The organism is Rhizobium croatiense (assembly GCF_019793465.1).
GTDB classification, from domain to species: Bacteria; Pseudomonadota; Alphaproteobacteria; order Rhizobiales; family Rhizobiaceae; genus Rhizobium; species Rhizobium croatiense.
In genome coordinates, this window is the sequence record NZ_JAILYJ010000007.1 from 20,120 (window position 1) to 43,143 (window position 23,024).

The 23,024-nt window shown below is 61.2% G+C and carries 23 protein-coding genes and 1 tRNA gene; 8 read left to right on the forward strand and 16 right to left on the reverse strand.

All coding sequences use genetic code 11. The features are described 5' to 3' along the window. Nucleotides 1-17: 17 nt before the first annotated feature. The 3 genes from K6M89_RS12900 to K6M89_RS12910 form a co-directional block, all read right to left on the reverse strand. Entirely contained in the window at nucleotides 18-254 is a 237-nt protein-coding gene (locus K6M89_RS12900) for a hypothetical protein (RefSeq protein ID WP_097579223.1), read from the reverse strand. Next, entirely contained in the window at nucleotides 254-424 is a 171-nt protein-coding gene (locus K6M89_RS12905) for a hypothetical protein (RefSeq protein WP_164517744.1), read from the reverse strand. Before K6M89_RS12905 ends, K6M89_RS12900 begins: the two co-directional genes overlap by 1 nt. A gap of 116 nt (nucleotides 425-540) precedes the next feature. Beyond that, nucleotides 541-798 (reverse strand): DUF982 domain-containing protein, encoded by a 258-nt coding sequence (locus K6M89_RS12910; RefSeq protein ID WP_038688810.1) that lies wholly within the window; start codon nucleotides 796-798, stop codon nucleotides 541-543. A 419-nt stretch (nucleotides 799-1,217) separates the two neighbouring features. On the opposite strand from K6M89_RS12910, the gene K6M89_RS12915 reads away from it, so the two are divergent. Next, nucleotides 1,218-2,054, forward strand: a complete 837-nt coding sequence (locus K6M89_RS12915; protein ID WP_097579222.1) for a nickel-binding protein — start codon at nucleotides 1,218-1,220, stop codon at nucleotides 2,052-2,054. 292 nt (nucleotides 2,055-2,346) lie between these two features. Here the strand turns inward: K6M89_RS12915 and K6M89_RS12920 are convergent, their stop codons facing one another. Beyond that, nucleotides 2,347-2,640, reverse strand: a complete 294-nt coding sequence (locus tag K6M89_RS12920; protein ID WP_097579221.1) for a DUF982 domain-containing protein — start codon at nucleotides 2,638-2,640, stop codon at nucleotides 2,347-2,349. Between the two features lie 854 nt (nucleotides 2,641-3,494). Between K6M89_RS12920 and K6M89_RS12925 the strand changes: the two genes are divergently transcribed. After that, the gene (locus tag K6M89_RS12925; RefSeq protein WP_222139714.1) at nucleotides 3,495-5,285 is read left to right on the forward strand and encodes an ABC transporter ATP-binding protein; all 1,791 of its coding nucleotides are present in this window, start codon (nucleotides 3,495-3,497) and stop codon (nucleotides 5,283-5,285) included. Nucleotides 5,286-5,413: 128 nt separating this feature from the next. On the opposite strand, the gene K6M89_RS12930 is transcribed toward K6M89_RS12925, so the two are convergent. The 4 genes from K6M89_RS12930 to K6M89_RS12945 form a co-directional block, all read right to left on the reverse strand. Further along, nucleotides 5,414-6,388 (reverse strand): threonine/serine dehydratase family protein, encoded by a 975-nt coding sequence (locus tag K6M89_RS12930; RefSeq protein ID WP_097579219.1) that lies wholly within the window; start codon nucleotides 6,386-6,388, stop codon nucleotides 5,414-5,416. Nucleotides 6,389-6,521: 133 nt separating this feature from the next. After that, complete coding sequence (locus K6M89_RS12935) at nucleotides 6,522-7,517, reverse strand: ornithine cyclodeaminase family protein (protein ID WP_222139715.1); 996 nt, start codon at nucleotides 7,515-7,517, stop codon at nucleotides 6,522-6,524. Between the two features lie 405 nt (nucleotides 7,518-7,922). Beyond that, nucleotides 7,923-9,329 (reverse strand): adenylate/guanylate cyclase domain-containing protein, encoded by a 1,407-nt coding sequence (locus tag K6M89_RS12940; RefSeq protein WP_222139716.1) that lies wholly within the window; start codon nucleotides 9,327-9,329, stop codon nucleotides 7,923-7,925. A 49-nt stretch (nucleotides 9,330-9,378) separates the two neighbouring features. Further along, entirely contained in the window at nucleotides 9,379-9,540 is a 162-nt protein-coding gene (locus K6M89_RS12945; protein WP_222139717.1) for a hypothetical protein, read from the reverse strand. 60 nt (nucleotides 9,541-9,600) lie between these two features. On the opposite strand from K6M89_RS12945, the gene K6M89_RS12950 reads away from it, so the two are divergent. Further along, nucleotides 9,601-10,332, forward strand: a complete 732-nt coding sequence (locus K6M89_RS12950) for a hypothetical protein (RefSeq protein WP_222139718.1) — start codon at nucleotides 9,601-9,603, stop codon at nucleotides 10,330-10,332. A gap of 15 nt (nucleotides 10,333-10,347) precedes the next feature. Here the strand turns inward: K6M89_RS12950 and K6M89_RS12955 are convergent, their stop codons facing one another. Both K6M89_RS12955 and K6M89_RS12960 read right to left on the reverse strand, forming a co-directional pair. Continuing rightward, complete coding sequence (locus K6M89_RS12955) at nucleotides 10,348-11,841, reverse strand: FAD-dependent monooxygenase (RefSeq protein WP_222139719.1); 1,494 nt, start codon at nucleotides 11,839-11,841, stop codon at nucleotides 10,348-10,350. A gap of 345 nt (nucleotides 11,842-12,186) precedes the next feature. Continuing rightward, the gene (locus K6M89_RS12960) at nucleotides 12,187-12,357 is read right to left on the reverse strand and encodes a hypothetical protein (protein WP_170964731.1); all 171 of its coding nucleotides are present in this window, start codon (nucleotides 12,355-12,357) and stop codon (nucleotides 12,187-12,189) included. 254 nt (nucleotides 12,358-12,611) lie between these two features. On the opposite strand from K6M89_RS12960, the gene K6M89_RS12965 reads away from it, so the two are divergent. The 3 genes from K6M89_RS12965 to K6M89_RS12975 all read left to right on the forward strand — a co-directional run bounded on the left by K6M89_RS12965 (nucleotide 12,612) and on the right by K6M89_RS12975 (nucleotide 15,931). Next, on the forward strand, nucleotides 12,612-13,235 hold the full coding sequence (locus K6M89_RS12965) for an outer membrane protein (protein WP_097579213.1): 624 nt from the start codon (nucleotides 12,612-12,614) through the stop codon (nucleotides 13,233-13,235). A gap of 1,836 nt (nucleotides 13,236-15,071) precedes the next feature. Then, nucleotides 15,072-15,452 (forward strand): hypothetical protein, encoded by a 381-nt coding sequence (locus tag K6M89_RS12970; RefSeq protein ID WP_097579211.1) that lies wholly within the window; start codon nucleotides 15,072-15,074, stop codon nucleotides 15,450-15,452. Nucleotides 15,453-15,586: 134 nt separating this feature from the next. Beyond that, nucleotides 15,587-15,931 (forward strand): hypothetical protein, encoded by a 345-nt coding sequence (locus tag K6M89_RS12975; protein ID WP_246642428.1) that lies wholly within the window; start codon nucleotides 15,587-15,589, stop codon nucleotides 15,929-15,931. Nucleotides 15,932-15,951: 20 nt separating this feature from the next. On the opposite strand, the gene K6M89_RS12980 is transcribed toward K6M89_RS12975, so the two are convergent. Next, entirely contained in the window at nucleotides 15,952-16,989 is a 1,038-nt protein-coding gene (locus K6M89_RS12980) for a PIN domain-containing protein (protein ID WP_222139720.1), read from the reverse strand. Nucleotides 16,990-17,174: 185 nt separating this feature from the next. Further along, nucleotides 17,175-17,250, reverse strand: a tRNA-Lys gene (locus tag K6M89_RS12985). 279 nt (nucleotides 17,251-17,529) lie between these two features. Here K6M89_RS12985 and K6M89_RS12990 point away from each other — a divergent pair. Further along, nucleotides 17,530-18,279, forward strand: coding sequence for a cytochrome c biogenesis CcdA family protein (locus K6M89_RS12990; protein ID WP_222139721.1), 750 nt, complete (start codon nucleotides 17,530-17,532; stop codon nucleotides 18,277-18,279). 47 nt (nucleotides 18,280-18,326) lie between these two features. Continuing rightward, the gene (locus tag K6M89_RS12995; RefSeq protein WP_222139722.1) at nucleotides 18,327-19,289 is read left to right on the forward strand and encodes an AEC family transporter; all 963 of its coding nucleotides are present in this window, start codon (nucleotides 18,327-18,329) and stop codon (nucleotides 19,287-19,289) included. Here the strand turns inward: K6M89_RS12995 and K6M89_RS13000 are convergent. Genes K6M89_RS13000 through K6M89_RS13015 form a run of 4 tightly spaced genes read right to left on the reverse strand, consistent with a single transcriptional unit; the run spans nucleotide 19,257 to nucleotide 23,024 of the window. Next, nucleotides 19,257-20,468 (reverse strand): UbiH/UbiF family hydroxylase, encoded by a 1,212-nt coding sequence (locus K6M89_RS13000; RefSeq protein ID WP_222139723.1) that lies wholly within the window; start codon nucleotides 20,466-20,468, stop codon nucleotides 19,257-19,259. The two genes, K6M89_RS12995 and K6M89_RS13000, sit on opposite strands and share 33 nt — an antisense overlap. 39 nt (nucleotides 20,469-20,507) lie before the next feature. Beyond that, nucleotides 20,508-21,020, reverse strand: coding sequence for a DUF934 domain-containing protein (locus tag K6M89_RS13005; RefSeq protein ID WP_222139724.1), 513 nt, complete (start codon nucleotides 21,018-21,020; stop codon nucleotides 20,508-20,510). Between the two features lie 10 nt (nucleotides 21,021-21,030). Beyond that, nucleotides 21,031-22,701: a nitrite/sulfite reductase gene (locus tag K6M89_RS13010; RefSeq protein WP_222139725.1), complete on the reverse strand. Its 1,671-nt coding sequence runs from the start codon at nucleotides 22,699-22,701 to the stop codon at nucleotides 21,031-21,033. An 8-nt stretch (nucleotides 22,702-22,709) separates the two neighbouring features. Further along, a complete protein-coding gene (locus K6M89_RS13015) occupies nucleotides 22,710-23,024 on the reverse strand; it encodes a DUF2849 domain-containing protein (RefSeq protein WP_097579206.1) in 315 nt (104 codons plus the stop codon).

Here is a 23,024-nt window from a genome sequence, read left to right on the forward strand (position 1 = left end):
TCACGGGCAGGCCCGTTTCAGAGTGCGTCGCGTTCGTATCGCGGTGTCCAGCCGCGGGCCATTCCGCGGCTCATCACGCTTTCTGCCAGCGCCAGTTGCCGGCGCAGATGCCTGCAGTCGTCGAGCAGAGTGCGGATCGCCGCCTTGGCATCGTCGTCATGCCAGGCAAGCACGGCTTCCACTTCCCATGCGGGATCGGGCCAAGCCGGGTTGGAGCAAGCCGGATCGGGGCTGAATGACTTTGCCGGCTGCATCAGTTCAACGCCAGCGGCAATTGGACCGGCCGCGGCAAGGGCGGCAGCGGCCGGCTGAGTTCGACCTTTTTCTGCCAGGCGGCGCGACGCTGTTGATCCCGCTCGCGGGCCGCGCGGGAGGCTTCGACGAGGGCCAGGGCGTTGGCGATCACCTGTTCCGTATGTGTCATGACCATCTCCAGTGTTCCTGTTCTGTTCTAATTTAGACCCTTGCCCGCAGAAGTCAAGCGCCGCGGGACCTTCACGTGGAAACGGGAGAAAACGGAGATGGAGATGCGGCCGCTGTTCAGTCGGCGGCTTCTATGACGGCGATGCCCGCCTCCTGCGCAGCCCTGACGAAGGCTGCCCGCACATGATCCGGCGGCAGATCACCGATGATCGCATCCAGGCAGGCTTTGACGGCTTCGAAATATTCCTCGCCGTCGTCGACCGGCCAGTCATGGAGGAGCGTGCGCGCGGCATCCCACACAGAGTTGATAACGGCATAGTGCCCGAGCCCCATCGAGGCCAGGCCGACCGGTCGAAAATGTGCCCTCTGTCTCACTTTGCTACAGCTTTTCCTGATTTCGGCGAGCTAATCGATAATATGCAAGTTGCGTGCCGTTGGCGGCGGCTTTTCGATCTTGGCCAATCATAACCGCGACAGACATGTCTCTCCAACCAGGATCCGGCGGGTGAGGCCTGAGAACGGGAAAACGCCTGAAGCCTCTCGAGGGGGTCCGGAAACCCTGCAATCAGTCATTAAATGACAGATTATGGTAAATATCAGACTTAGCGCACCGGGCCTACTCGTTAAAACTGGCTATTTTCTTGCATATTCTGCCGAAGATGCAGCAACGCACTCCCTTTCCGGAAGCAACGCAGCGCCACGAACGCATCGTTGATTGTCCCGAAGGTGGACGGGGAGGCATTCGGATCGTACAATACCGTTTCTTGCACGCGGCGGATCTGGGAGGACGCGCGATGCCCATCTTCATGGACCGGCACTATCTCGAAGGTACCTCGCCCGCCGAGGTTGCCCAGGCGCATCGCATGGATATCGACATTCAGGATCGATACGGCGTCAAGTTCCTCACCTACTGGTTCGACGAGCGGCGCGGGACGGCCTTCTGCCTGGTGGATGCGCCCGATATGGAAACCGTCCAATGTGTGCATCGCGAGGCGCACGGCTTTGTCGCCAATGAGATCGTCGAAGTGGCTCTGTCGGCGGTCGAGGCCTTTCTCGGCCGCATCAATGACCCTGATCCGGCGCCCGGCCAGTCGTCGCCGCAAATGGATCCCGGCCACCGGGCGATCCTCTTTACCGATATCGTCGGCTCGACCGAGATGACGGCGCGCCTCGGCGATCGTATGGGGACAGAGCTGGTCCGGGCCCATGACGCAATCGTGCGCCGATGCCTCGGCAAGAATTCAGGCCGCGAAGTCAAGCACACCGGCGACGGCATCATGGCGGCTTTCGCGGTGACAACGGCAGCTGTCGAATGCGCCATGGCGATCCAGCAGGAGTTCCAACATTACAACGGCGGCAACAATGCCCAGCCGATCCATATCCGCATCGGGCTCGATTGCGGCGAGCCGGTCGAGGACAGCAACGACCTCTTCGGCTCGACCGTGCAACTGGCGGCCCGCCTCTGCGCGGCAGCCGCCAGCGACCAGATCCTGGTGTCGGAGAATATTTTCCGGGAATATGGCGCGACCGATGTCTTCGCCCACGCGACGCGCCGCCGGCTCAAGGGATTTTCCAAGCCGATGCTGGTTTTCCGATGCGACTGGAGCAACGCCGGCCGGCACCTGAGCTAAAGCGCGTCGCATCCAATTTGATTCATGCGACGCGCTTTAGCTCTATGTTTTATGCATATCGTTGTCCCGGAACCGCTTCACACTTCCGGGCGATATGCATTAGCCCTTTGTTTTTATGCATATCGTTGTCCCGGAACCGCTTCACACTTCCGGGCGATATGCATTAGCCCTTTGTTTTTATGCATGTCGCCCGGAACAGCTGCACATTTCCGGGCGACATGCATCAGCGCACCGCCGATTATCTCGCGGCGGCCGAACCCGTCTCGTTTCGGCCGCGGCTGTGCGCTTATGATCAGGCATTGCCGATCGGATGATCGCTCATCAGCGGCTCGAATTTCGTCGCGCCCTCGGCCTTTGCCAGCACGCCCGACATCTTCAGAAACCGCCGGAAATTCTCCCGCGCCGCGTTCAGCGGGAAACGGCCGCTCGCCGTATCCCTGCATGCCTTCAGCAGCGTTTCATATGCCAAACCTCGTTTGTCCTGCGGCCACTCCTCCAGAAAATCGAAGATTTCGTCGAGACTCGTGATCTCAGCGACGAAATGCTGGCGACGAAGAAAAACCGGCTCGAACCGAGCTTCTGGCATAGTATCCTCCCATTTATATTACTTTTTTATGGGATTATATTACTGAAAAAGCTTGAGTAATTCAAGACAAATCAGGTTTGGTTCGCCAGCAAACACAGTGCAACTACTTCCATAACGACAGAATAGCACAGCCGGATCGGCCGGACATAAAATGTGCAATCGCGTGTCATCAGGCGCACGTCATCGCGTCCAGCTCTCCTCGCAATTGCATGCGCCGCCATGATAGATTGCGCGCGCGGATCAACCCGAGGGAGATGCAGATGAGCCGATTTATGAGATTGGCCGTAGCCGGAGTGCTGATCGGCCTCTCCGCCATCGCGTCTTCCTGCACCTCGCCTGCGCGGCACCACAGGGAGGATTTTCAATATCAGCTGGATACATCCAGGAACCCGGCTTGCGCCGGTGGATTCAGACCCGGCAACGCTCGCTCGTGCAGCTATTGACGGGCGCAGGGCTTGGCAGTGTCTACGCGCAGCCACAGACAAACGGATACCGCACGATGCAAGCTCATAAGCTGTGTCGTTTCCGCATCACTGTCTGCAGGGTTGTAAAAATCCGCTTGGCAATGGCGAATTGCTCCGCTACATAACGCTCACCGCTCAGATCTAACACTCCAGATCGAACACAGGGAGGCGTTGCATGACACCAGCATTCATCGACAGCTTCCCGCATGGAATGTGCCGACGCTAGGTCACTTCCATTCGCGGTCCGCCTCGAGCGCGCCCGACATGCGGTTTTTTCATCCTTCATAGCCCGATTGATCTGACGGGATCATTTTGTCTCCCGCCTGGGCTGTGGCATCTCACTCTCGATTTTGAGGACCGGTCGCCGAAATCCGGGCCGGGCAGGTTAAGATGACTCGCAAGAAGCTCGATTTTCGCGCCGATGCCTATCGCCAGGTGCTCGGCTTTGTTTTTCATCATTGGACCCATCGGCCCGTTTTGGTCGGCGCCATCATCGTGCTGGTGGTAGCAAGCACGCTGGCCGAAGTCATGGTGCCGGTGTTTTCCGGCCGGATCGTCGATGCCATTGCCGGCGGCAATGCGGCCGATGGCGCGCTCAGCGCCTTTGTCATGGTCGTGGTTCTGGGCCTTGCCAGCGTGGTGCTGCGCTGGTTCATTTTCAACGGCATCATCCGGCTGACGCTGCGCATCATGGCGGATGTGGTCAATAACGGCTTCCACAAGGTGCAGCGCTTCTCCACCGACTGGCACGCCAACAGCTTTGCCGGGTCGACCGTGCGCAAGATCACCCGCGGCATGTGGGCGCTCGACTCGCTCAACGACCTGTTGCTGGTCGCGCTGCTGCCATCCATCGTCATGCTCGTCGGCGCCAGTCTCGTGCTCGGCAGCTACTGGCCGGTCATGGGCCTGTTCGTCGCTCTGGGGTCGCTGATCTATATCGGCGTGACCGTGGCGCTTTCCATGGGCTTCGTGTCGCCGGCAGCGCGGCTCGCCAATGCCTGGGATACCAAGCTTGGCGGAGCGCTCGCCGATGCCATCAGCTGCAATTCGGTGGTCAAGGCCTTCGGCGCCGAAAACCGCGAAGAGCTGCGCCTGCACCACGTGCTGGCCAAATGGGACAGGCGCACCCGGCGCACATGGAAGCGCGGCACATTCAGCGGTACGATCCAGGGCTTCATGATGGTTTCCATGCAGGCGGGCATTCTGGGAACGGGCCTCATCATGTGGCGGCAGGGGCTGGCGACGCCGGGCGACATCACCTTCGTGCTGGCGATGTTCTTCGTTCTGCAGGGGTATCTGCGCAATGTCGGCCAGGACATTCGCAACCTGCAGCGCGCCGTCAACGACATGGAAGAGCTGGTGCTGCTCGACAAGATGCCGCTTGGTGTCGAGGACAAGCCGGACGCCAGGCCGATCGCGATCGATACGGGCGAGATCGTCTTCGACCGCGTCACCTTCCAATATGGCGCACATCCCGATCCGCTCTATGAGGACTTTTCCGTCACCATCAAGCCGGGCGAGCGCGTCGGCCTGGTGGGGCATTCGGGCTCGGGCAAGACGACCTTCGTCAAGCTCATCCAGCGCCTCTATGACGTCAATTCGGGCGCCATCCGCATTGACGGACAGGATATCGCCGACGTCAGGCAATCAGACCTGCGCGGCCAGATCGCCATCGTGCAGCAGGAGCCGATCCTGTTCCATCGCACGCTGGCGGAAAACATCTCCTATGGCCGGCCGAACGCCTCGCGGCGCGAGATCGAGCAGGCGGCGAAACAGGCCAATGCGCACGGCTTCATCATAAGCCTTCCCAAGGGCTATGAAACGATGGTCGGCGAACGCGGCGTCAAGCTGTCGGGCGGTGAGCGGCAGCGCGTCGCCCTCGCCCGCGCGTTCCTCGCCGATGCGCCGGTGCTGATCCTGGACGAGGCGACGTCGAGCCTCGACAGCGAGAGCGAAGTGCAGATCCAGCAGGCCATGGAACGGCTGATGGACGGCCGAACGACGCTGGTGATCGCCCACCGACTGTCGACGGTGCGCGCCCTCGACCGGCTGCTGGTCTTCGACAAGGGGAAGATCGTCGAAGAGGGCGACCACCAGGCGCTGATCCGGCTAAACGGCGGCATCTACCGGCGGCTGTTCGAACGGCAGGCGCTGGAACTCACCAAGGGCTTGGTGGCCTAAACTGGAATGCCGGGGCTGAAGCCCCGGCTTTTGATAACGACAATGGCGCTGCAGTCGAGCTTCTCCAGGCTGAGGCCGCGGTGGGCGTCGGCTGGCGCGATTTCGTTCTCCCACGGCAACCCTGCGCCCTACTGCTCGGCAGCCCGGTATATCTCGGCCAGGTCGCACAAATCCCAGTTACCGCCAGTCAAAACCGCACAGACCTTTTCATCCGGCCTGACTTCTATCGAGCCGGCGAGCAGAGCTCCGATACCGATCGATGCGGCCGGTTCAGCGATCAGCTTCGCATCCCTCGCCAGGCTACGCATGCCTGCGATGATATGTTCATCATCAACAAGGACGATCTCGTCGACATATTTTTCGATGATCGGATACGGGTTCTGCCCCGGAACGCTTATCCTCAAGCCGTCCGCGATGGTGTTCTTCAGCGGAAACGAGGTGCGTTCCTTATTGATTCGGCTGTGAAAATACTTCGGCGTCAAAGCGGGCTCAGCGCCTATGACCCGCACCGAGGGTTTTGTTTCCTTGATGGCGGTGGCAATGCCTGAGATAAGCCCTCCGCCACCGACGGGCACGATGACCGTATCCACATCGTCCAAATCTTCCAGTATCTCACATCCGATCGTGCCCTGCCCTGCCATGACAACGGGATCCTCAAACCCGTGAATGGTCGCGTAGTTGTTTTGCTCGGCGATTTCATAGACCTTTTTCCATCTGGCAGCAGTATCACCGTCGAACAGAATGACTTCGGCGCCGAGAGCCCGCGTGTTGGCGATCTTGATTGCCGGCGTGGTAACCGGGAGCACCAGGATCACTTTTACGCCGAGCATCCTCGCCGCGTAGGAAAGCCCCTGGGCGTGGTTGCCCGACGAACTGGCGATGACGCCGTTTGCAAGCTCCTGTCGCGTAAGCGAAAGCGCCTTGTTGAGAGCGCCGCGGATTTTGAATGCACCGGTGATCTGCAGCGTCTCAGGCTTGAGATAGAGCTGGCAGCCAACGTCTTTCTCTATTTTTTCCGCACGTAGCAGCGGCGTGTGCCTGATGTGGGGCTTAAGCCTTTCTCGGGCTTCGCGTATGTCCTGAATAGTCGGGTAGTTGCGCATGATGCTCCTTGCCTTCCGCTTCAGGCCGACATTCTTGCGAATATTGGCGGAGAGCGCTCATCGACGGTTGTTTTGATTTTGAGGCCAAGCCTTGGATTTTCTCGCAAGCCGGTCGGAAGAGCGCACGGCCTCGTCAGGATTTGAAGAATTCAAAGAACGTTCCGGCGCCCCTGTCTATTGCGTTCCGGTACATTCTGTTCGCTGTAACATTGTCTTGGATAGCCATTCCCGTGGAGTCGAAAATGGTGACCTCGTCATCATTTTCTCTGCCGGGCTTTCGACCCAGCAAAATCTCGCCGATCTCTCCATGAATATCGTCTCTGGCGATGATATTTCTGTCCAACGGATGCCAGGTCTCACCCTTCTCGGCACACTGCGCCATTGAATCGACCACCACCTTGGCGTTCCTGAATATTTCAGGATCCAGTTCTTGTTTACCCCTCTGATCGGTGCCGATGGCAACGATGTGCGTGCCGGCCTTGACCCAATCCGCTTCCACAACCGACCCCTTCCCACGGGTGGTCGTAACCAGGATGTCGGCCTGCTCAACGGCTGCCCGTTTGGAATTCGCCGTGACGACGGAAATGCCGAACTCGCCCTCGATATCCGCCTTGTACCTCGCAAGCGTCTCCGGATGGCTGTCCCAGGCATGGATCTCTTCGATCGTCATGATCTCGTTGATCGCGCGGATCTGCATTCTCGCCTGGTTTCCCGTCCCAATCGAAGCGACTTTCCTGGCATCTTTCCGCGCCAGTGCTTTCACCGAGACAGCTCCGGCGGCTCCGGTTCTGAGGCCGGTGATCAGGCTTCCGTCCATGACGCAGGTCAGCGCGCAGCTTCTCGCATCGAACAGGAGGATCGTGCCCATGCCGCTCGGCACCCCATGCGCCGCCGGGTTATCGATAAAACCTCCAGACGATGCCTTCATGGAAATCACTTCATTGGCTTTGTTGTAGCCAAGCTTGAAATCCACTTCCCCACGAGGTGACGGGAGATGTATCCCTATATAATCGGGCTGCACCACCTGATCGCTGTTGAAGGCTTTGTAGGCTTCTTCCACTGCAGCGATGACGTCGCGCATGCAGATCAGCCTTCCTACGTCCTCCTTATTAAGCAGCAGCGTTTGCATCCATTGCCTCCCCGTTCTCAAGTTTCAGGCACAGGCGCGTCCCCACACCCGCCAGACAGGATCCACGGCGCCGCTCGTTCGAATGTCGCACCGAGCATATTCAGGCGAGACGGCCGGCTATGGATGCTCTTGTTCATGCACTCCTCCGGAATCTAATTGCCGGGATCTGCGTGCGATCATCATTGCATCGACAAGACGGCAGAAGATGTGGGATCTTGGGGAAATTCAGATATTCCGGCCGCGTCCGCCTCCACCTGCAAAAACACTCGCTGGTGGCGCCTCTGTTAGAATGATCGCGCCGTCAGTTCGCGGCCGTGATCAGCAAAAGAGACGAGGTGACGCCGATGCGCCGCGTTCAGGTCGAACGCGCTTCCGCCTCGATACCTGCGTTCAGCGGAACGACGCTCACGACAAGGCGAAGATCCTGACCTCTCTGCCGATGCCTTGAAGTTCCGCCATCCGGGAAGCTGATGTTACGCCGCTGTCACGCAGGATCTCCGAGACATGGGCATTTTCGACGATCGCTTCCGTCGTCATGATTACGTTGGGATCGGCAAGGCCCTGGACGCGGGAGGCGATATTGACGGTCTGGCCGAAATAGTCCTGCCGGTCGTTCAGGTTGACGGCAAGGCAGGGTCCTTCGTGGATGCCGATTTTCAGGAGCAGGTCTTCGCTGCCGTGTTCGGCATTCAACCGGCGCATCGCCTCGCGCATTCTGAGTGCGGCCGCCACCGCGCGATCCGGGCTCGGGAAGGTCGCCATGACTGCATCGCCGATCGTCTTGACGACCGCACCGGCCTCGGTGGCGACGATCTCGTGAAGGACGCGGAAATGCGCCCGCACCAGGTCGAAAGCGGCAAGATCCCCGACACGCTCGTAAAGCGCGGTCGAGCCCCTGAGATCGGTGAACAGGAACGTCAGGCTGGTGATCTTCAGGCGCTGGTCGACGTCGAGCGTATCGGTCCTGTAGATGTCGCGGAAGCTCTGGTTCGTCAGCAGGCGCTTGGCCGTCAGAAAAGCCCGCCGGCGGCCCAAGAGGTCATGCAGGTCATCTCCGGCGATGCAGACATTCGGCACCACCCGGCGATCGGTGTGGTTCTCGAGGGTGAGCCGCAACAGACCCGGACGCAGCGTCACGGTTTCGTTCAGCGCATGTCCGCGGCTGATGACCATGGAGAGGTTCTGGCGTTCATTGGTGGGCTCGCCCTGCACATCGATGAACTGCGCGGAATGCGTGACCGCGTCGAAGATGATGACGAATTGCGCCGGCAGCTGCAGCGACACGAATGCCTTCTCGCCCGGCGCCAGCTCGATCATCTCCAGCAGAATGCGTTGAAACTTCGCTTCCAGATCCTCCGGCAGGTCCACGCCGGAGCTGAAGAAGATCTGGCGGTAATATTCGAGCGGCGGCAGCCGGTCGGGTTCGTGGGCGGCAATCCTGCGCACGCGCGGACTGACCGTGAAGGTGACCTCGACCATCTCGTCGAGGGTCGGTTCGTATCCGGCCGCACAAAGCGCGCAATGATAGGTGTCCTGAACGACGCCTTTGAGCGTTGCGCCGCTGTCAAGGACGCCGCCGCATCCCGGGCAAAGCACATTCCAGGTCATCTCGAACGCGCCTATGCGGGCGGCGTGGAGAAAGGCGGCGATGGTTTTCTCTTCATCGAGATGGTGTTTTTCGGCGAAAGCGAGCGCATTGATGCGATTGAGATCGCGATCGGCGCCATGCCTGACGACGTTTTCGATGCACTCGACCGTCTGCGGGTCAGCCGCCTGTCGCAGGGTGGCAAAAAGCACGTCCATTTCACTCATTTGGATAGTCTCTACGCGCATGACAGGACAGACAACGTCAATGCAGCGATCATAACACGGCAACCTGCCAATAGAAATCGATGGGCTCGGATGCGGCTTGCTTACCGATCGACAGAGTTCCCCGGCCGAAATCGCCGTCGGGCCGCCCGTCACCCCGTTGCATCGCGGCTTCAACAATTTGCAGGACAACGGAGAAAAGTGCGAGCATCACCCCCTCGCCCTCCTTTACAATCGATCGGTTCGGCTCCGGCCGATCGACGAAGGAGAAGCGATGGATCGTCTTGAGGAGAAAGGGGCTCGATCGGCAAAGCCGGCGGAAAAAGCCGCTCATGCGGACGCGCTCGCGCGGGATATCACGGCGATCAAAATCGGCGATTGTCTGCTGGGCTACAAGGCCCTGCAGCGCCGGATGCGGGGCGGTCGCTGGAACCATTTCCGCGGCCGCATGCGCGAGATCGAGAAATTGATCCGGCACCGCCATGGAGAGATCGTGCCGGAGGCGGATGACGCCCTGATCTATGTCGAGGTGATCGCCAGCCTCGCTTTCGTCGAATTCAAGGAAGGGTTTGTCGAGGTGGTGCTTGGCTGGGCGGCGCGGTGGGTCCCCTGGGCTGGGAAGGCCGCGATCGAGGAAATCATCTATGAGCGGACGAAGGTGCGCTTTTCCCCGCTTTCCGCCGACGCGCTCGGCCATGCCCTGCATCTGAGCTATGCCGAACGCTGCGCCCTCGATATCCGCACCGTCGGCGCCTTCGACGTGCCGAAGGCGAAAAGGGCAAGGCTGCAAAAGGCAAAGCGGCGCCAGCGCGAGCAGAGCCGGAAAGAGAAGCAACGCCGCGCCGCCGGCGCTGTTCCCAGAGCCGACTATCTCGCCAACTCCCTCAGCCAGTCCCGGCCCTGGGAGGCCCTCGGCATCAGCCGCCGGACGTGGGAACGCCGCGGCCGGCCGACGCCGGAACTCGAGGCGATACCGGAGGGTGGCTCGATCCCGCTCGCCGCTTAACCGGCGCTGCGGCTCTCAGCCGGGTGGTCCGAACCAGGTGATCATCGCGTCGTGAAGCCCATCCTGCGTCCCCTCGCCGACCCATGCCACATATCCGTCGGGCCGAATCAGCACCGCGCTCGGCGCCGAAACCGCCCCGAGCGTCGGCAGTTCCCATGGACCGCCATAGCTCGCCTGAACCAGCCGGACGCGGCCTGACCACGGCGCGATGTCGAGGCTGCCGGCTGCGCCGAGATTCAACAGCACCGGCCGCGCGTCTCTCAGGAGCGCAAAGACACGGACAGTCCCATCGGACGTGGCGAGGTCGAAGTCGGGCATGCGGCGGCCGAGCAGCGGGTGTCCCTCGCCGAGATCGTAGCGGAGGGCAAGTCCGGACATTTCGCCGGCGATCGTCTTGCGGGCCTCCTCCAGCCCAAGCAGCTCCAGCACGATATCTCGGAGGGCTTCGGTGCGGTCATCGCTGCGCTGCAGGGCGACCTGGGCCATTGTCGTGCGCAACACGCGGGCGGCGACCGGATGCCGCTCGGCATGATAGGTATCGAGCAGGGACTCAGGCGATAGTCCCTTCACCACTTGGGCAAGCTTCCAGCCGAGATTGACGGCATCCTGAACGCCGGTATTGAGGCCCTGCCCGCCCACCGGCGAATGCACATGCGCGGCGTCCCCCGCCAGGAGAACCCTGCCCTTGCGGTAGGCCGCCGCCTGCCGCGACATGTCGGTGAATCTGGAAATCCACTTGAGACCATGAACTCCGTAATCCGTCCCGCAGGCGGCGATCAGCGCTTGCCTGAGATCGACGAGCGTCGGCTCGCCTACTGCGCCGGCATTGCTTTCCGTCACCATGATGTTGACCGGACCTTCGCTGGCAAAGACGACCTTGCCGTCGCGGATTTCATAATCCTCGCGGCCGAAGGCATGCATGCCGAGTGATGTGCGATGGACGCCGAGCGGCGGCTCCTCCTCCACCTCCGCCTCGGCGAGAATATTGCTGGTCGTCGCGTCCCATCCGGGAAATTCAATGCCGGCCAGCTTGCGAACCAGGCTGCGGCCGCCATCGCAGCCGACGAGATAGGCTGCCCGGATTTGCGAAGCGTCGGAGAGTTCGATGGTCACACCGGAAGCGTGCTGCACGAAGCCCGTCAGCTCGCAACCGCGATAGATCACGACCGGCAGCTCGCCGACCCAGCCGGCCAGGATGCGCTCGATATGCTTCTGCCGCAGCGCCAGCCCGTAATTATGCCGCGTCGGAAAATCGCTGATATCAAGCCGCGTGACTGCAAATCCGGTTACCTGGGCGACCTGCCCCTCGGCCAGGAACCGCTCGACGATGCCCCGCTGATCGAAAACCTCGAGCGTGCGCGCACTCAGGCCGCCGGCACGCGAACCGACGATCTCCTGGTTCAATCGACGCTCGACAATGGCGACATCGACGCCCGCCAAGGCAAGCTCGCCCGCCAGCATCAGCCCCGTCGGCCCTCCCCCGGCAATCACGACCGCATGTTCCCTCATCCGCAAACTCCTCTGCTCCGACTGTCCGGATAACGTCTCAGCATTCCGCGCCGATACCGGCCCGGGTGGCGCTCCTGCAGCTGACCGGCTCTCTCAGGTGCCGAATTCCGCTGTCGCAGGTTGTTCCCCCTATAAATATAAGCTCTCTACTGGTGGGAAGGACTTGCGACAGGATTTCCGCCTTGCCTTCCAAAGCCCTTTTCGTTGCCGCTTGTACGGCTTCTTGGCTTAGACCCAGGCGCTTCAACACGACCAAACCGGGTGAGCGCCGGATTTGGCAAAACGCCTTCAATTTCACCATTCGTTCTCGAAGGGCGACCAGGAATCACTGGGATTGGTTGCCGCTCACTGCGGAGCCGTGGCTTTTTGTGGAATCGTTTCAGCCGCCGGCCGCTCCGAAGGATCGGCGGGATGGCCGTAGATCGTGTAGACAGCACCCGCCAGAACGCCCAGGACGATGAGAGCGATCACGTACAACATCATTCCGCGGATTGCGGTTTTGGGTGTCTCTTCCATATGGGATCTCCAAAATTGCTCAGCCGTCAAAGTGAATGCGAGCGCGTTTGGTTCCGGGGTTGAGCATCTTGAAAAGGCAAATCGTCGCGCATCAGGACAGTTTCTGACGACGCCGGCTTCGGCTCGCCCTCTCGCCCGGCGATATAACAACTTTTACGACAGCTTACAATTCCGCGAGTGTGTCCTTATTGCTACAGCCTTCTGTTGAACAGCTGTATATCCTTTGGTTCTAATGTAATCCACGGGGTACGAAAATGAAGTTAACTATCGCCACTACCTTTCTCGCACTCGTCGCTACCACTGCGTTCGCGGCCGATGTCGTTCAGGAGGTCCCGACCGCGCCGGTTGCGGCAGCGCCTGTTTTCACCTGGTCGGGTCCGTATTTCGGTATCGATGGCGGCGCCGCTTGGTTGAACGGTGATTTCAGCGCCGGCGGTGCCTCTGCCTCTGAGGATTTTAACGGCGGCGTCTTCGGCGGGTTCGCTGGTTACAATTTCCAGTTCGATAACTTTGTCGTGGGCATCGAAGGAAACCTCGAACACAATTGGAATGAAGAGGACGCGCTCGGAGCAGAAGTCGGGACGGATTGGGCTGGGGCCGTTCGCGGTCGTGTTGGCTACGCCTTTGACAAGGCTCTGATCTACGGCGCAGCCGGCTGGGCCGCCACGCGCGGTTACGTCGATGCGCCCGGCTTCGATAAGGAAACCGAGACGTTCAACGGTTACACGGTTGGAGCAGGTGTCGACTTTGCCATCACCAACAACATCTTCGCCCGCGGCGAATACCGCTACAATGACTATGGCGAACAAGATATCCTGGGCGTTGACGTCGACCTCGATCAGCACGAACTGAAGTTCGGTATCGGTGTGAAGTTCTAATAAGAATTCCTCGGATCGGTAGCATCAGAGCCTCGCCGTGTTTCGGCGGGGCTTTTTCATTCCTCCGGATCACGTCGCGGTTCACGCGCGGCATATGGGGCCAGACCGTTTAGCGGTGAGCCGCGCGGCAATCGAAACGAAATTATTAGTTTCCCTGCCGCTGCCCTGAGCGACGATCCCGCTCGGCGCCACTTGCAGATCCAATTTCGCCAATTTTCTCGCGCGTCGATTCTCGGTGTGGCGGTCTTTGCCGCCCTATCAAAACGGCAAGCGGAGCGGCGGCGCTTCGACACGGCGATCAAACCGCCGCTTATTTTTGCTCGCACTGGCCGATCAGCCCTCGGCCCCAGTTGCCGCATGTCTCGCCTGAGATCGCGGGCGTCATTGCGAGGAGACGCGCATGGTAATGCGAAATTGGAACCAGAGCTACCGCGACGCATTACCTGCTTGCAACTTGGCTCATTCCATTTCGAAGGAGATTTCACATGAACCAGATTATTTGGATCGTCGGCGCCGTAGTCATCGTGCTCGCTATCCTGAGCTTCTTTGGCTTCCGTTGAGAAAAAGATCTGCGGCTCGACTGCACCATCCACAACGCAACAGCGCGCCGCTGCTCTGGCCGCAGAGCACGATGCCAGGCGCAGCGTGATGGGTAGCATTAGCAATGGCTTGATGTCTGCTATCGTATCCGGTGGGTGTGAGGCTGCCCCGGCGAATTCAGAGTCTCAAACGTCCGCGGATCGGCGGCGCCTCAATAAAAAGACGGCGCCCAGACGCCGCTGGGTATTGGAACCTCTTCACTGAGAATACGATCTGAGCATGCGGCCGACCGGACATCTTCGCTGGTCGTCGAATTGTTGAAAACGCCGCGCCGTCCCCGTCGATATCGATGAAAGCGTCAATCCCTGCTTCTACCAAAATTCGCACCGCGTTTCGCTGCATAGGCCGGCGCAGCCGTTTATCGGCGAGCCGCGCGCCGAGCGAAAAGAAATGATTACTCTCAATCACCTGCCGCTACTCTGAGGCGACTATCGCGCTCGGCGCCACTCGCAGATCCGATTTCGCCGGACTTCTCGCGCATCGATTCTCGGTGGCGTCTTCAGCCTTGCCGGTCGCTAGCCTGCTGATCTCGTCGTTCTAGACGCGCAGGACAGCGCTTCCAACACCACCGACATAAGAAGAATCTCTGCCGCACCCATCACAACCGCAGGCGGAGCGGCGCCACTTCGACACGGCGCGATCAAAGCGCCGGTATTTTGCTCGCACCGGCCGATCAGCCCTCTGCGCTAGTTGCCGCATGTCTCGCCTGAGATCGCCAGGCGTCATCGATCCCGAACTATTGCGAAAGCAGCTTGATACAGGTGTAAATTTTCATGCCGAGAAATTGTACTATTCACTCTTAGAAGCGATGGGATAATGCTCTCACGTTCGGCTGGCGGTCTATTTGGGTAAGGGCTTCGCGTGGATATCAAGACTATGCTTGGCGAGATCGCTGACAAAGGTGGCAGTGTCGAGGTCTTGGAAGACCACTATTGCCCTTGTGATGCAGAGGCAGAGTTGCTTGGCTTGATCAAAAGAGAGACTAATGGCGGCGGTTTTGGTTTCACCGAAACACTCTCCCTGACGAATAAAGGCCGGCAGTACCTTGGAACAGGCGTAGTTACGCCCCCAGTTCAGCTCTCAGCCAAAAGTGCAGTCACTCGTTTTCTCCGTAGGCTTACGCGTCCGATTCTGGCTAGATAGACTCCCGCCATTCCTGTCATCAGATGACGGGTCAATCATCTCGCGCGACGAAAGAGAACCTGCACGCTGGATCACGTCCAGCGTGAGGCGCTGATGGCGAACGTCTTCAGGGCTCTGGAGGATCACCAACTGCGCAGCGAAAACACCAGGCTGAAGGATGAAGGCAACCGCCGGCTGGTGGTCGAGACGGAGCGGGAGCAGCTAGAGCGGTTCGTTAGACCCGCGCTTATGGCCGGTGCAGTGGCGCTGTTCGTCCCGCAGTACAAGTTCGGCCTCAGGGACGGTAAGGTCGTCGTCGTAGGGCGGCGCGGACGCGAGGAGGCCGAGATGGCCGCCATTAACTGGATCGCGGAAGAGGGAGAGTCCTACGCCGCACCGGAGTGCGCCGAGGCCGGGGGGCTTTGCGGCCGAGGTGGCCCGCCTGAAGAACCTGCACTGACCGGTGGCAGAGGGGCGGCCCTCCGGGTAGCATAAGGGCAGACCGCGCCGCTGACCGCGCACCCAGGGTCACGCCCGACGATCCACTGCGCCGCACCGAGAAGGCGCTGCGGCTGGTCTATGGCGTCGTCCTCCCCCGGATTCACAGCGAGCGGATTGTTGGTCCGGGCATGGCGCGGGCAAGCTGGCAGAAGCAGTTCTTCTTGAACCATGCGGTATTTCAACAACTCGCGGCCGAACTGGGTGAGGACTGGATGAAGCTCGTCCGCGACGCCGACAAGAACGATGCAAACGCCCGCCGGATGGAGCGCCGCCACATGGAAGACGCCGCCGAGGAGATTGTTGCTGTGGTGGAGGCGCTACTGCAGCCGCTCAGGGACGTGGTCTTGCGCCGGGCGGCAGGGATGAATTGGAAGGCTATTGCCGAAGCCCTACCCCACCGCGCGTTTTCTCCATCCAGGACGACCACGGCGCCGCGCTGCGCGTGTGTGGGACAAGGCAGCAGATGCCGTTAGGCGGCTTATCTGAGAAGTGATCAGGTATCGAGCATGTCCCATTCCTCGCCCACCACCCATCGCAGAGCGCTCAACTTGCCGTTTATCATACCCCATTCGAAATCGTCCCACGGCCCGCAGTTCTCGATCCCGATTTCGGCTTCCGTTCGCCGCGCCGCCGCCTGAGCCAACTTCCAAGTGCCCTCGGTAGTCATGCGCCTGCGCTGGACCGGCTTGGCGGCGCGCCACTCTTCATCACTGACCACTTTCTCTCGACCGCGCTCTATGTTGATCCTGAGATTCTGGTGGCGGTTGTACCAAACTTGCCTGTACAGCAGGTGCCCAGCTTCGAGGATTTCGGAGAATCCGCGCACTTGCGTTGCGCCGTAGAGCTGAAGATCGTAGTTCGCCAGAAGATCCTCATTGAGGTCGTTAAGCAGGTCAGCCAACGAAATCCAAAAGCGAGAACGCACACCGTCGAATAACGGCACGAGGTCGACATGGGGCTGCCGGTGGTCGCCTCCCTCTTGGCTGAAGTCGGCCTTATTGTGAGTTATCAAGGCGAACTCGTCGCCCGCGCTGCCTGCTTGCTCGATTTCGTTAGCGTAAGTCTCAATGATTATGGCGTCTCCGATGCTGTTCTTCGGTCGGTGGAACGGAGCGACACCGTTTAGCGCCCGGTCAGCCGCGCGGGCCTTGATGGCCTCCGTGGCGGGGACCGCCTTGGCAGCGAAGAGCAGTCGCTCGATCCGCTCGATGGATTCGTTGACCGCCTCGCCTTTATAGACGGCCGAGTGATCGGCCTCGTTGAGTGCCTTAATAGTGGCCTCCACATCCTTCTCCTCCCCGAATCGCCGAACCGCGTCCCGGACTAGGCTGAAGTGCGACTGGAGACTGCGCCTGGCATCGGCCGCGACGCGTTCCTTGTTTCGGGCGAACTCGTCCAGGACCACCTGCGGCACAATCAGCCCGAAATCTCCGTGACCCAAAAGGTCCTCAAGAGCGGCGATAATCGGCTGGTGCCGGTAGTCCTTGGCGAGATCCAACCAAACGCACGTGTCGACGAGAATGCGAAGCATGGAATCGTCCTTTCGGGGAGGCAGCGTAGATAACGCGGAAGGGATTCGGAAGAAGAAGAACAACGGCTTCACGTTCGATTTAGCCGCGAGCCGCGCCGAAACGTTCGCGTCCCGTTAGCCTGACCGAAGCAGCCGCTAACGCGCTATTAGTAGGTCTTACAAGCGACTGATTTCGAAGGGTTTGATGGTGAGAGCGTCGGGGTTCGAACCCGAGACCTACTGATTAAAAGTCAGTTGCTCTACCGGCTGAGCTACGCTCTCCCTCTCCGCGGGTGTGAAGCACCCCGGCTGGAAGTGGGCGGAACATAGGCAGGCGACCCATTGCGGTCAACCGAAAAGTTCGGCTTTTTCCTGCGATCGGCACATTTCTTGCGGGCGCAAGGGTTATCCCTTGCGCGTTCAAGGGATATCCCTTTGCGCGTGCAAGGCTTATCACCTGTGTGTGCGACAACTTGAATTCTTGCGCACGCAAAAAGGTGATTGGCAATCGCGGCCTCGCAAAGCTAGGAACAGGGCGCAGATTGCAGCCGGAGAGAATGCGTGTCGATTGCCGATATTTCCCTGTGGAGCGCTTTGATAGCCGGGGCGCTTTCCTTCCTCTCGCCCTGCGTGCTTCCCCTCGTTCCGCCCTATCTCTGCTATATGGCCGGTATATCAGTCGAGCAGTTCCGCGGCGGCTCGGCGGTTGCCGTGGCGCCCGATATCAGGCGTGGTGTGCTGTTCTCCGCGCTGCTCTTCACGCTCGGCTTTGCCACCGTCTTCGTGGCGCTCGGTGCCGGCGCGTCCAGCATCGGCATGGCGCTGCGCCAGCATCTCGACCTGCTCTCCAAGATCGGCGGGCTGATCATCATCGTCATGGGGTTGAATTTCCTCGGTCTCTTCCGAATCGGAATTCTGGGCCGCGAGGCGCGCTTCCAAGGCGGCGGCAAGCCGGCGACCTTGACGGGCGCCTATGTCATGGGCCTGGCCTTCGCCTTTGGCTGGACGCCCTGCATCGGCCCGGTGCTCGGCGCGATTCTCGGTGTCGCCGCCTCGCGCGAGACGGTCGGCTCCGGCGCCGGGCTGCTTGCCATCTATTCGCTGGGCCTTGCGATTCCCTTCTGGATCGCCGCCGGTTTTTCCGGCGCCTTCATGCGCTTCCTGTCGCGCTTCCGCCGCCATCTCGGCACGGTGGAAAAGGTGATGGGCGCCTTCCTCATCCTCACCGGCCTCGCCTTCCTGTTCGGCTGGGTCAGCGATGTGGCGATCTGGTTCCAGCAGACCTTTCCGATCCTGATGCAAATCGGCTAAACCGGCCTTCCCTAACCGCCGATCATTCCCGCGCACTGGAAGACCTCTTGGCCGATATCGTCAGCCTGCTCCTGCCGTTCTTCGGCCTGATCCTGATCGGCTATGCCGCCGCCAAGGCGACGAAGCAGCCGGCCGAGGCGCTCGGCTGGCTGAACACCTTCATCATCTATGCCGCCCTGCCCGCCTTGTTTTTCAAGCTCGTCTCGCGCACGCCGATCGAAGAGCTGACGCGGGTCGATTTCATCATCACCGATATTGCCGCGACCTATGCAGTTTTCATCCTGCTCTTTGCCATCGGCCGGTTCGTGCGCGGCAATGCGCTTGATGACTGCACCATCCAGTCCTTTGCCGGCGCCTATGGCAATATCGGTTACATGGGGCCCGGCCTGGCGCTGCTGGCGCTCGGCGAAGATGCGGCCGTGCCGGTGGCGCTGATCATCTGCTTCGAGAATGCGCTGCATTTCATCGTCGCGCCGGCGCTGATGGCGGCGGCCGGCGACGACAAGCGTTCGCCCGGCCGACTTGCCGCCGTTATCGCCCGGAAGGTGGCGCTGCATCCCTTCATCCTGTCGACGGCGGCAGGCTTTGCCGTGGCCGCCCTCCACGTCGACCAGCCAGTGGCGTTTCAGCGCCTGGTCGACTACCTCGCCCAGGCGGCCGCGCCCTGCGCGCTCTTTGCCATGGGCGTGACCCTGGCGCTGCGGCCGCTCAAGCGGGTGCCGGCCGAGATCGGCTATATCGTGCCGGCCAAGTTGATCCTGCACCCCATCGCGGTTTTCATCGCGCTGACGGCTGTCGGCGGTTTCGAGCCGGTCTGGATCCAGGCCGCCGTGCTGCTCGCCTCGCTGCCCACGGCGACCAACGTCTTCGTCATCGGCCAGCAATATGGGGTGTGGCAGGAGCGCGCCTCGGCGACGATCCTGATCACGACGGTGCTTTCGGTGCCGAGCGTTTCGCTCTGGCTGATCGCGATCCGCTCAGGCCTTCTTTCGCTTCAGCTTTTCCTTTAGGGAATCCGGAATGTCGCGGAAGCCACGGCCGGGCTCGATGCCCTCGCGCATGACGAGGTTGCGCAGCGGCGGAATGGCCGAGAGGATATGCAGGCCGGCGGCCCGCAGCATCTGCACCGGCAGGAAATCGGATAGCAGCGAGCGGTTGAGAAGATCGACGCTGGCGGTGCGCGTCATGATATCGGCGCGGCGTTTGCGGTCGAAGCTGTCGCCGGCATCGGCCGGCACCGGCAATTCAGCCCTGTCACAGAGGATGTCGACGAGCGCCATGATATCGCGCAAGCTGAGGTTCAGCCCCTGCGCCCCGATCGGCGGGAAGACGTGGGCGGCCTCGCCGATCAGCGCGATGCGCCCCTTGCCGAAACGATGGGCCATCATGCCCGACAGCGGCCAGAGCTGGACGCCCTCCTCCACATCGACCTTGCCGAGCATGGACTGCATCTGCGCCTCGACAAGGCGGCCGAGTTCGGCCAGCGGCAATTCCATGCGGGCGGCCGCCTCCGCGGGATCCTGCACCCAGACGAGGCTCGAGCGGCTGCCCGGCAGCGGCACCTGGGTGAAGGGGCCGTGTTTGGTGTGGAATTCGCTCGAGATGTTCTGATGCGGCAGGGAATGGGCGAAATTCAGCACCATGGCGGATTGCGGATAGGACCAGTTGCGCACGCCGATCCCTGATGTTTCGCGCAGCTTCGAGCCGCGGCCGTCGGCGCCGACGGCAAAATCGGCCGCGAAGGTCTCGCCGCCGGCAAGCGTGATCGACACTCTCTCGGCAGAGATCTCGATCGATTCGGCCATATCGGTGAAGCGGCTGATATTGCCCTCGCCGGCCGTGGCCGCTTCAAGGATGTCGGTCAGCGCCTTGTTCGGGAAATTATAGCCGAAGGCATCGAGGCCGACCTCGGCAGCGCGGAAGGTCGTGGTCGGCGCACGCAGCAGCCGGTCGGTGCCGTCGATGATGCGCATGCTGGTCAGCGGTGCTGCCGCCGAACGCAGCTTGTCCCAGAGCGTCAGCCGGTCGAGGAAGCGGATGGATTGATCCATCAGCGCCGTGGTGCGCCGGTCCTCTTTCGCGGCAACGGATGCAACCAGCGCCACGCTGCGACCACCGCGGGCGAGCGCAATTGCGGCGATCATGCCGGCGAGCCCGCCACCGATCACCGCGATTTCGAATGTCTTCATGCTACCGTTCCGCTCATCATAAAACGGCGGATCGGTCGCTTATGCGGCCGGCTTCGCCTGACGGCGCCAACTATAGCCCTTGCCGGCTTCGGCGTCACGCACCGCCGGCTGATAATGATGGGGAATGGCGGGAAGCCGGTTTTCGGCAAGCCGCTTCAGTGCCGTGGCGTTGCTGACCGAGAAACTGTCGATGCCGACGCGCAGCATCAGCGGCACCTGGTCGATCAGCACGTCGCCGACGGCGCGCAGCTCGTTGGTGTAGCCCAGGCGCTGGCGCAGCAGCGAGGCATGGCTGAAGGCGCGGCCGTCGTTGAAGGCCGGGAAGGCGACGGCGATGATATCAAGGCGAGGGAGATAGGGCTCCAGCCGGCGCACGTCATCAGCCGGCTTGATCAGCACGCCGAGGCCGACCTCATTGCTTTCGTCGGCCTTGGCGATCAGCTCGTCGAGGCCGAGCAGCGGCTTCTGCTCGCCGGTCGCCTTCGCCTCGTCGGTCTCGATCACCCAGGGATCGTTTTCGACAAAACCGGTTTCTCTCCAGATCTTCGTCATCATCCCCTCCTTATGCCGCTTCGGCGGCCGAGCCGTAGAGCGCAGTCTTGAAGGGCTGCGGCCCGACGCGGCGGTAGGCGGCGAGGAAGGTTTCGGACGGATCGAGGCGCAGGCCGAGATAGGTATCGACGATCGTCTCGATCGCGTCCGTCACCCGGTCCGGCTCGAAGCCGCGGCCGATGATTTCGCCGATCGAGGTATGTTCGTCGCCGGAGCCGCCGAGCGTGATCTGGTAGAGTTCGGCGCCCTTCTTCTCCACACCGAGCAGGCCGATATGGCCGACATGGTGATGGCCGCAAGCATTGATGCAGCCGGAGATCTTGATCTTCAATTCGCCGATCTCGGCCTGGCGTTCGGCATTGCCGAAGCGGCGGGAGATTTCCTGCGCCAGCGGGATGGAGCGCGCATTGGCGAGCGCGCAGTAGTCCAACCCCGGACAGGCAATGATATCGGTGATCAGCCCGGCATTGGCTTCAGCGAGATCGATGGCGACGAGGCCGCGATAGACGGCTTCGAGATCGGCCAGCGCCACATGCGGCAGGATCAGGTTCTGTTCGTGGCTGACGCGGATTTCGTCGAAAGCATATTCCTCGGCGAGATCGGCGATCGCATCCATCTGCGCGTCGGTGGCGTCGCCCGGAATGCCGCCGATCGGCTTCAGCGAGATCGTCACCATGCCGTAATCGGGGTTCTTGTGCGGCTGCACATTCTGCTGGACCCAGCGGGCGAAAGCCGGATCGGCCTTCTTCCAGCGGGCGAGGTTTTCCCAGCCCTCGGCGCGCTGCGGCAGATCAGGCAGCGCGAAATAGGCGGCGATCGCCTCGACATCCTGTTCCGGCAGCTTCAGTTCGCTATTCTTGAGCGCCGCGAATTCGGCCTCCACCTGGCGCGTCAGCTCCTCGGTGCCGGTTTCGTGCACCAGGATTTTGATGCGGGCCTTGTACTTGTTGTCGCGGCGGCCGTGCAGATTGTACACGCGGACGATTGCCGTGGTGTAGGAGAGCAGATCCTCCTCGGGCAGGAAGTCGCGGATCAGCTTGGCGATCATCGGCGTGCGGCCCTGGCCACCGCCGACATAGACGGCAAAGCCGATCTCGCCCTTGTCGTTCTTCTTCACGTGCAGGCCGATATCATGAACCTGGATGGCGGCGCGGTCGCGCTCGGCGCCGGTGACGGCGATCTTGAACTTGCGCGGCAGGAAGGAGAATTCCGGATGGACCGACGACCATTGGCGCAGGATTTCGGCATAAGGCCTGGGATCGGCGATCTCGTCGGCGGCTGCACCGGCGAAGTGATCGGCCGTCACGTTTCTGATGCAGTTGCCCGAGGTCTGCAACGCATGCATCTCGACGCTTGCCAGATCGGCGAGCGCATCGGGGATTTCCGACAGCTTCGGCCAGTTGAACTGTAGGTTCTGGCGCGTGGTGAAGTGGCCGTAGCCGCGGTCATAGGTGCGGGCGATATGGGCGAGCATGCGCAGCTGGCGCGCGCTCAGCGTGCCATAGGGAATGGCGATGCGCAGCATATAGGCATGAAGCTGCAGGTAGACGCCGTTCATCAGGCGCAGCGGCTTGAACGCATCCTCGGCAAGCTCGCCGGAAAGGCGGCGCTGGACCTGATCGCGAAACTGCTCGACGCGCTCGCTGACAAAGGCATGATCAAATTCGTCGTAACGGTACATCGTCTTCCTCAGACTGCAATGAATTCGGGATCGGCAGGAGCGTAGCCCGGGGCATATTCCATGGTCGGGCCCTGGGCGCGGATGCGCTCGCGAAGGCGAAGCGGCCAGAGAATGCCGTTGGTTTCCTGAACGTCGACGACGGCGACGTCAACCACCTCGTTGTCGGAGTAGGATTTCTTGCCGATCGCTTCCAGCGCGTCGACGGCTTCGTTATGGCGGGCGACAAGCGCCTCCTGCAGCGAGGTGGACCATTTCCCGTTCGCATCCAGCCAGACGGCAATGCCGTCCGTCAGCCGGTTGGCCGTCAGAACCTTGTCTACCAT

Bases quoted from the DNA above. Each gene is read 5' to 3' on its own strand.
- K6M89_RS12950 (WP_222139718.1), top strand. From the start codon at position 9,601: ATGGATCGTCTTGAGGAGAAAGGGGCTCGATCGGCAAAGCCGGCGGAA.
- K6M89_RS12925 (WP_222139714.1), top strand. From the start codon at position 3,495: ATGACTCGCAAGAAGCTCGATTTTCGCGCCGATGCCTATCGCCAGGTG.
- K6M89_RS12900 (WP_097579223.1), bottom strand. From the start codon at position 254: ATGCAGCCGGCAAAGTCATTCAGCCCCGATCCGGCTTGCTCCAACCCG.
- K6M89_RS12905 (WP_164517744.1), bottom strand. From the start codon at position 424: ATGACACATACGGAACAGGTGATCGCCAACGCCCTGGCCCTCGTCGAA.
- K6M89_RS12915 (WP_097579222.1), top strand. From the start codon at position 1,218: ATGCCCATCTTCATGGACCGGCACTATCTCGAAGGTACCTCGCCCGCC.
- K6M89_RS13010 (WP_222139725.1), bottom strand. From the start codon at position 22,701: ATGTACCGTTACGACGAATTTGATCATGCCTTTGTCAGCGAGCGCGTC.
- K6M89_RS12940 (WP_222139716.1), bottom strand. From the start codon at position 9,329: ATGAGTGAAATGGACGTGCTTTTTGCCACCCTGCGACAGGCGGCTGAC.
- K6M89_RS12980 (WP_222139720.1), bottom strand. From the start codon at position 16,989: ATGCTTCGCATTCTCGTCGACACGTGCGTTTGGTTGGATCTCGCCAAG.
- K6M89_RS12930 (WP_097579219.1), bottom strand. From the start codon at position 6,388: ATGCGCAACTACCCGACTATTCAGGACATACGCGAAGCCCGAGAAAGG.
- K6M89_RS12970 (WP_097579211.1), top strand. From the start codon at position 15,072: ATGGCGAACGTCTTCAGGGCTCTGGAGGATCACCAACTGCGCAGCGAA.
- K6M89_RS13000 (WP_222139723.1), bottom strand. From the start codon at position 20,468: ATGAAGACATTCGAAATCGCGGTGATCGGTGGCGGGCTCGCCGGCATG.
- K6M89_RS12975 (WP_246642428.1), top strand. From the start codon at position 15,587: ATGGCGCGGGCAAGCTGGCAGAAGCAGTTCTTCTTGAACCATGCGGTA.
- K6M89_RS12965 (WP_097579213.1), top strand. From the start codon at position 12,612: ATGAAGTTAACTATCGCCACTACCTTTCTCGCACTCGTCGCTACCACT.
- K6M89_RS12935 (WP_222139715.1), bottom strand. From the start codon at position 7,517: ATGCAAACGCTGCTGCTTAATAAGGAGGACGTAGGAAGGCTGATCTGC.
- K6M89_RS13005 (WP_222139724.1), bottom strand. From the start codon at position 21,020: ATGACGAAGATCTGGAGAGAAACCGGTTTTGTCGAAAACGATCCCTGG.
- K6M89_RS13015 (WP_097579206.1), bottom strand. From the start codon at position 23,024: ATGGTAGACAAGGTTCTGACGGCCAACCGGCTGACGGACGGCATTGCC.
- K6M89_RS12960 (WP_170964731.1), bottom strand. From the start codon at position 12,357: ATGGAAGAGACACCCAAAACCGCAATCCGCGGAATGATGTTGTACGTG.
- K6M89_RS12955 (WP_222139719.1), bottom strand. From the start codon at position 11,841: ATGAGGGAACATGCGGTCGTGATTGCCGGGGGAGGGCCGACGGGGCTG.
- K6M89_RS12920 (WP_097579221.1), bottom strand. From the start codon at position 2,640: ATGCCAGAAGCTCGGTTCGAGCCGGTTTTTCTTCGTCGCCAGCATTTC.